This window comes from Rahnella sp. Larv3_ips (genome assembly GCF_003697865.1).
In the GTDB taxonomy this organism is placed as follows: domain Bacteria; phylum Pseudomonadota; class Gammaproteobacteria; order Enterobacterales; family Enterobacteriaceae; genus Rahnella; species Rahnella rivi.
In genome coordinates this window covers 1-7779 of record NZ_MJIB01000017.1, presented here as the reverse complement: position 1 = coordinate 7779, position 7779 = coordinate 1, and the positions used below count along the sequence as shown (strand labels likewise).

Genomic DNA, 7779 nt, shown 5'->3' with positions numbered 1-7779 from the left:
GGCAGTGCAACGCAATTCTCTCTGACCGGCAAAACGGCACGCCAGATTGGCGAGTGGCAGGGCGAGCCGGTCTGGCTGGTGCGTCAGGCGATGCACAACCACATGGTGTCGGCCCGCCAGTTGCTCGATCAGGATCGCGGATTATTCCAGCTGGTCGGGCGTGGTGTGCAACTGGCTGAATTTTATCGATCTCATAAATTCTGCGGTTACTGCGGCCACGAAATGCAGGTCAGTAAAACCGAGTGGGCTGCGCTCTGTAGCCACTGTCGTGAACGCTATTATCCGCAAATTGCGCCATGCATTATCGTGGCTATCCGCCGGGGTGATGAAATTCTGCTGGCGCAGCATGTCCGCCACCGTAACGGAATTCACACCGTGCTGGCCGGTTTTGTTGAAGTCGGCGAAACGCTGGAAGAAACCGTGGCGCGCGAAGTCATGGAAGAGAGTCACGTCCGCGTGAAAAACGTGCGCTACGTCAGCTCGCAGCCATGGCCTTTCCCGAATTCGCTGATGATGGCTTTTATGGCTGACTATGACAGCGGTGATATTCAGCACGATCCGAAAGAGCTGCTGAGTGCGGGCTGGTATCGTTATGACGCCCTGCCGTTATTGCCGCCGCCGGGCACCATCGCGCGTCGACTGATCGAAGATACTGTGGCGCTATGCCGCGCCGCGAGCGATGAAGACGACGTGTAGCGTAAGTGTTGCGTGTTAGAATGCCGCCAGATTAATGCCGTGCCGCCCGAATACTGAAGGAAAGAACCAGAATGAATGAGTTGAAAAATGACCGTTACCTGCGCGCCCTGTTACGTCAACCGGTGGACATCACGCCGGTATGGATGATGCGTCAGGCAGGCCGCTATTTGCCAGAATATAAAGAAACCCGTGCCGTGGCCGGTGATTTTATGTCGCTGTGCAAGAATGCGGAGCTGGCTTGTGAAGTGACCTTGCAGCCGCTGCGCCGCTATCCGCTGGATGCGGCCATTCTGTTCTCCGACATCCTGACCATTCCTGATGCGATGGGGTTAGGGTTGTATTTCGAAGCCGGTGAAGGCCCGCGTTTTTCTTCTCCGCTGACCAACCGTGCCGATGTCGAAAAGCTGCCGGTCCCCGATCCTGAAATGGAACTGGGCTACGTGATGAACGCCGTGCGCACCATCCGTAAAAACCTTAAAGGTGAAGTACCGCTTATTGGTTTCTCCGGCAGCCCGTGGACGCTGGCGACATATATGGTTGAAGGTGGCAGCAGCAAAGCTTTCACTAAAATCAAAAAGATGATGTATGCCGATCCGGCGACCATGCATTTGCTGCTGGATAAAGTTGCTGACAGCGTCATCCTTTACCTCAACGCCCAGATTAAAGCGGGCGCGCAGTCGGTGATGATCTTTGACACCTGGGGCGGTGTGCTGACGCCACGCGATTACCGTGAATTCTCCCTCAACTATATGCATAAAATCGTTGATGGTTTGATCCGTGAAAACGAAGGTCGTCGCGTGCCCGTGACGCTGTTCACCAAAGGCGGCGGTCAGTGGCTGGAAGCGATGGCCGCGACAGGTTGTGATGCGCTGGGTCTGGACTGGACAACGGATATTGCCGATGCACGCCGCCGTGTGGGCGATAAAGTGGCGATTCAGGGCAATATGGATCCTTCCATGCTGTATGCCTCACCGGTGCGCATCGAGCAGGAAGTGGAGACTATTCTGGCAGGCTTCGGCAAAGGTAATGGTCACGTGTTTAATCTGGGTCACGGCATCCATCAGGATGTGCCGCCGGAAAATGCCGGCGCTTTCGTGGAAGCGGTACACAGCTTGTCCCGTCAGTATCACGAGTAAGATCCCGGATGATCGATACCCGCGCATTACGTGAAGAGCAACGGATCCTCGCAGATCAGATCGAACTGCAGGATCCTCCTGGTTTCACCACACCGGCGCTGATCGCCGGTGTAGACGTCGGCTTCGAACAGGGCGGTGAAGTCACCCGCGCTGCGGTGGCGGTTCTGAGCTACCCAACGCTTGAGCTGGTGGAATATCAGATTGCTCGCATCCCGACGGTCATGCCGTATATCCCTGGTTTCCTCTCCTTCCGTGAACTTCCCGCATTACTCCAGGCCTGGCAGCAAATCAGCTCTCGCCCCGATTTGGTGATGGTGGATGGCCAGGGGATCGCACATCCTCGCCGTCTGGGCGTTGCCAGTCATTTTGGCCTGATGATCGACGTGCCGACGATTGGTGTCGCGAAAAGCCGGTTATGCGGTAAGTCTCTGCCTCTCGGTGAGGCATTGCACAGCCATCAGGCGTTGTACGACGGGGATGAACAGATTGGCTGGGTCTGGCGCAGTAAGCTACGCTGTAATCCATTGTTCATCTCTCCGGGTCATCGCATCAGCATGGAATCGGCACGTTATTGGGTCGAGCAATGCATGCGGCAATATCGTTTGCCGGAGCCTACGCGTTGGGCGGATGCCGTGGCGTCAAATCGTGCAGCGTTTCAACGCTGGCAACGGTTGAGTGATGATCTTTAGGAATCAAGGAATAGGGATATTGATTAATTTCAGGTAAACTCCCGCGCAGAAAAGTTAACGAGATCAACTCATGTTACGTAATCCAATTCATTTACGTCTCGAAAAGCTGGAAAGCTGGCAACACGTGACGTTTATGGCGAGCTTGTGTGAGCGCATGTACCCGAACTATCAGGCATTTTGCCTGGAAACCGGGTTTGGTGAGCCGCAGGTTTACCGCCGCATCCTGGATTTAATCTGGGAAACGCTGGTGGTGAAAGACGCCAAGGTCAATTTTGACTCACAGCTCGAAAAACTGGAGGAGGCCGTGCCTTCTTCCGACGATTACGACATCTATGGGGTGTATCCGGCCATTGATGCGTGTATCGCTCTGGGCGAGTTAATTCATTCGCGTCTGAGTGGCGAAACGCTGTCTCACGCGGTTGCCGTCAGTGAGACGTCAATTCGTACTGTCGCGATGCTGGAAATGACTCAGGCCGGTAAAGAAATGACCGATGAAGAGCTTAAAGTCATTCCTGCTGTTGAAGAAGAATGGGACATCCAATGGGAGATTTTTCGCCTGTTGGCTGACTGTGAGGAGCGTGACCTGGAATTAATAAAAGGGTTACGTTCTGACCTGCGTGAAGCCGCTGTCAGTAACATTGGCATAAATTTAGCGCAATAAGGCAAGAAAACGTGATTTAACGCCTGATTTGTCGTGCCTTAAGGCTTCACATCCGCACCCTGTCTGGTCTACATTTGGGGTGCGTAAAAAAAGTGGCTATCGGTGCGTGTATGCAGGAGGGTGCTGTCAATCGGCATATCCGTCGCACTCGATGCTTTGCAAACGATAAACACACTGTAAAGGATAACTTATGAACAAGACTCAACTGATTGATGTAATTGCGGACAAAGCTGATCTTTCCAAAGCACAGGCCAAAGTTGCTCTTGAATCTACTCTGTCTGCTATTACCGAGTCTCTGAAAGAAGGTGATGCTGTACAATTGGTTGGTTTCGGGACTTTCAAGGTAAATCATCGTAACGAGCGTACTGGTCGTAACCCACAGACTGGTAAAGAAATCAAAATCGCAGCTGCCAACGTGCCTGCGTTCGTTTCTGGTAAAGCTCTGAAAGACGCTGTTAAGTAATTGCTTGCAGTGAAAAGAATAAGCGGAGGGGCTCTGAAGCCCCTTCAGTTTATCACCCCCAGGCTGGTAGCAGGTTTACTGGTTCTTAGTCTGGTGGGTTGCAGTTCAAAAGAGACGACCCCGCAGTTCTTCGCCAGTGGCTATGTTGCCGATCAGGGTATTAACCGTGTATGGCGCGAAAACAATGCCCAGAACCAGCCCCAAACCATTCTCAATGTCTACAGCCCCTATTTTGGCGGCGATACAATCATCACACGGTATGAATTTCAGGAGGGGCAAGTTCACCTTGTGAAAGAAACGCATGCGACCAAAACTGATTTGGGCGTGATGCTTCGTTTCGATGAGGGCGGCAATGTCAGCTTTATGCAGCGTCAACTTCCTGAGCGACGTGAAAAATTATCCTCAGATGACATCGAACGCTATAAATACGAAGCGGCTAAAATTCTCGATGTGAGTAGTGCACTGCAGGCCGGGAATGTCCGGCTGGTGCAGGCCCGCTGGCGTCAGGGTGTAATAACCACCTGCGCGGGCGAGAAGGTGACACCGACACTGACGGTTCGCTCGCAGGTCTGGCTGGCAAAACGAGCCAGTCGCAGTAACGATCAACTCGGGTTAGCCTGGCTGACTGCGCCGGAAGGAAATGAATTGCTGTTAGTGGCCAATGAAGATTTCTGCAGCTGGGAACCAAAAGAGTCAGATCTCTAATTTCCCTGGCAATAAAAGAGAAGGCACGCCGAAGCGTGCCTTTTTTGATCATCTTGCTGCGAGAGAGGTTTACTGATTGCGCTCGCGGTCAATCGCGCGATAACCAATATCTTTACGGCAGAAGCTGCCTTCCCATTGGATATCTTTCGCCAGATCATACGCACGCTGCTGAGCGGCTTCCACGGTTTTACCCAACGCCGTGACACACAGCACGCGGCCACCGCTGGTCACTACGCGCTCATCCTGCAACCGGGTTCCCGCGTGGAAGACTTTGCCGTCCGGCACTTCTTCCAGTGGCAGACCGTGGATCACTTCGCCATTCTGATAGTCACCCGGATAACCGCCGGCGGCCAGTACCACCCCGAGAGAAGGACGCGGGTCCCACTCGGAGGTTTTATCACCCAGACGACCTTCTGCACCAGCCAGACAAAGATCCACCAGATCCGAACGCAGACGTAACATGATCGGTTGTGTTTCCGGATCGCCGAAACGGCAGTTGAATTCGATCACTTTCGGCTGGCCGTCAGCGGAGATCATCAGACCTGCATACAGAAAACCGGTGTACGTGTTGTTTTCCGCCGCCATACCGCGAACCGTTGGCCAGATAACCTGATCCATGACACGCTGATGGATTTCGTCCGTCACGACGGGCGCCGGAGAATAGGCCCCCATTCCGCCGGTGTTCGGGCCGCTGTCGCCATCACCCACGCGTTTGTGATCCTGACTGGTGGCCATCGGCAATACATTGGAACCGTCGACCATAACGATGAAACTGGCCTCTTCGCCGTCGAGGAATTCCTCGATAACGATGCGATGGCCTGCATCACCGAAAGCATTTCCTGCCAGCATATCGTGAACGGCGTCTTCGGCTTCTTTCAGTGTCATTGCCACAATGACACCTTTACCTGCGGCCAGGCCGTCGGCTTTGATAACAATCGGTGCGCCTTTGCTGCGCAGGTAAGCCAGCGCAGGTTCGATGTCGGTGAAGTTCTGATAATCAGCGCTTGGAATGTTGTGGCGAGCCAGGAAATCTTTGGTGAAAGCTTTAGAGCCTTCAAGCTGCGCAGCTTCCTGCGTAGGGCCAAAGATTTTCAGACCCGCGGCGCGGAAAGCATCCACGACACCGATGACCAGCGGCGCTTCAGGGCCGACAATGGTCAGGCCGACATCATTGCTTTTAGCGAAGGCCAGTAATCCTGCGATATCCGTAGCGGCAATATCAACATTTTCCAGCAACGGTTCCAGTGCGGTACCGGCGTTACCAGGTGCCACAAAGACTTTATCAGCCAGAGGTGACTGCGATGCCTTCCATGCCAGTGCATGTTCACGCCCGCCGTTACCGATAATTAAAATATTCATTCGAAGACTCCGGATGAGCGGGCGCATCGCACCCGCTAAAAGAAAATTAATGACGGAAGTGGCGCATATCGGTAAACAGCATCGTAATGCCGTGTTCGTTAGCCGCGGCGATCACTTCATCGTCACGGATAGAACCACCTGGCTGGATAACACAGGTAATGCCGACGGCTGCTGCGGCATCGATCCCGTCGCGGAACGGGAAGAAGGCGTCGGAGGCCATTACGGAACCGGCAACTTCCAGACCTTCATCGGCGGCTTTAATACCGGCAATTTTGGCGGAGTAAACGCGGCTCATCTGCCCAGCGCCGATACCGATGGTCATTTTGTCACGCGCATAAACAATGGCGTTGGATTTGACGAATTTTGCCACCTTCCAGCAGAACAGCGCATCTGTCAGTTCCTGCTCAGTCGGCTGGCGCTCGGATACCACGCGCAGATCGGCCGCTTCAACCATACCCAAATCACGATCCTGAACCAGCAGGCCGCCGTTAACACGTTTGAAGTCGAGCGCATTCTGGCGATCTTGCCACTGGCCGCAGGTCAGCACGCGGACGTTTTGTTTCGCGGCGGTCAAAGCGAGTGCGTCGGCACTGACGGATGGCGCGATGATCACTTCCACAAACTGACGGCTGATGATGGCTTTTGCCGTTTCAGCATCCAGTTCGCGGTTAAAGGCAATAATGCCGCCGAAAGCCGATGTCGGGTCAGTCTGATAGGCGCGCTCGTAAGCGGCCAGAATGTTGTCGCCGACAGCCACGCCGCAAGGGTTGGCATGTTTAACGATAACGCAGGCGGGCTCCGAAAATTCTTTCACGCATTCCAGAGCTGCGTCGGTGTCCGCAATGTTGTTATAGGAAAGCGCCTTGCCCTGAAGCTGAGTCGAAGTGGCAACCGACGCTTCACTGACGTTCTCTTCTATATAGAAGGCGGCGTTCTGGTGGCTGTTCTCGCCATAACGCATATCTTGTTTCTTTATATAGCTAAGATTCAGCGTGCGCGGGAACTGGCCGGAAGCTGATTCAGTATCGCCGTGATAAGCCGGGACCATTGTGCCGAAGTAGTTCGCAATCATGCCGTCGTAAGAAGCCGTATGCTCGAAGGCTTTAATCGCCAGATTGAAACGGGTCGCCAGCGTCAGCGAGCTGCCGTTGGCATCCATCTCGGCAATGACAGCATCGTAGTCACTGCTTTTTACTACGATCGCCACATCTTTATGGTTCTTTGCTGCTGAGCGAACCATGGTCGGGCCGCCGATATCAATGTTTTCTACGGCATCTTCCAGTGAACAGTCCGGGCGCGCGACGGTTTGTGCAAACGGATAAAGATTAACGACCACCATGTCGATTGGCGCAATAGAATGCTGCGCCATAATTTCATCATCTTTCCCGCGACGACCGAGGATCCCACCGTGTACTTTCGGGTGCAGGGTTTTGACGCGTCCATCCATCATTTCCGGGAAACCCGTGTAGTCAGACACTTCAGTGACTGGCAGACCGGCTTTAGCCAACAGGCTGGCGGTACCGCCAGTGGAAAGCAATTCAACACCACGCGAAGACAGGGCCTGGGCGAATTCTACGATACCGGCTTTGTCAGAAACACTGAGCAGGGCGCGGCGGATTGGACGAGATTGTTGCATGGTGGTTATATCCTTGGCTTTGGAGTCGCAGTAAAGAGCGTTATTTGAATGCAATGATGCTTTTCTTCTCTCTATATAGAGCAATTCGCAGAAAAACGCGGGATTGAACTCAGATAACTTCCCTTCGGCGACTGACTTTTCATTTATCACCCGTAAAGGGCAATGAAAACTGACGCGCGAAATTGTAGCGAAAACGATTGCGCGACGCTCGCAAAATTTGAGATTCCTGTGCCTCTGTGGATAAATCTGTGCAAAAGACGGTATAAGCAGTGTGTTTGCTGTGTAATGCAGCAAACGGTGTTTTTTCTTAAAATTACCCCTTGCGGCCTGCTCAGAACTCCCTATAATGCCGCTCCATCGACAGGGAACAACGTGAACAACATCACGAAGTAACCGGGTCGGAAAGATTAAAAACAGTGATGACCGGGTGAAAT

The 7779-nt window shown here is 53.4% G+C and carries 8 protein-coding genes; 6 read left to right on the top strand and 2 right to left on the bottom strand.

Annotated elements, in window-relative coordinates; translation table 11 throughout:
- The 6 genes from nudC to ED901_RS19465 form a co-directional block, all read left to right on the top strand.
- On the top strand, positions 1-696 hold a 696-nt coding region (gene nudC / locus ED901_RS19490; RefSeq protein ID WP_122096978.1), incomplete at its 5' end, for an NAD(+) diphosphatase.
- 71 nt (positions 697-767) lie between these two features.
- Positions 768-1832: a uroporphyrinogen decarboxylase gene (gene hemE, locus ED901_RS19485; RefSeq protein WP_122096977.1), complete on the top strand. Its 1065-nt coding sequence runs from the start codon at positions 768-770 to the stop codon at positions 1830-1832.
- 8 nt (positions 1833-1840) lie between these two features.
- Positions 1841-2521: a deoxyribonuclease V gene (gene nfi, locus ED901_RS19480; protein WP_122096976.1), complete on the top strand. Its 681-nt coding sequence runs from the start codon at positions 1841-1843 to the stop codon at positions 2519-2521.
- Positions 2522-2591: 70 nt separating this feature from the next.
- Positions 2592-3182: a YjaG family protein gene (locus ED901_RS19475; protein ID WP_056778003.1), complete on the top strand. Its 591-nt coding sequence runs from the start codon at positions 2592-2594 to the stop codon at positions 3180-3182.
- Positions 3183-3372: 190 nt separating this feature from the next.
- A complete protein-coding gene (gene hupA, locus ED901_RS19470; protein WP_013577396.1) occupies positions 3373-3645 on the top strand; it encodes a nucleoid-associated protein HU-alpha in 273 nt (90 codons plus the stop codon).
- A 51-nt stretch (positions 3646-3696) separates the two neighbouring features.
- Complete coding sequence (locus ED901_RS19465; protein ID WP_371414334.1) at positions 3697-4350, top strand: DUF1481 domain-containing protein; 654 nt, start codon at positions 3697-3699, stop codon at positions 4348-4350.
- Between the two features lie 69 nt (positions 4351-4419).
- Here ED901_RS19465 and purD read toward each other — a convergent pair whose 3' ends face one another.
- Both purD and purH read right to left on the bottom strand, forming a co-directional pair.
- Positions 4420-5709, bottom strand: a complete 1290-nt coding sequence (gene purD, locus ED901_RS19460; protein WP_122096975.1) for a phosphoribosylamine--glycine ligase — start codon at positions 5707-5709, stop codon at positions 4420-4422.
- Positions 5710-5755: 46 nt separating this feature from the next.
- A complete protein-coding gene (gene purH, locus ED901_RS19455) occupies positions 5756-7345 on the bottom strand; it encodes a bifunctional phosphoribosylaminoimidazolecarboxamide formyltransferase/IMP cyclohydrolase (protein ID WP_056778010.1) in 1590 nt (529 codons plus the stop codon).
- Between the last annotated feature and the right edge of the window lie 434 nt (positions 7346-7779).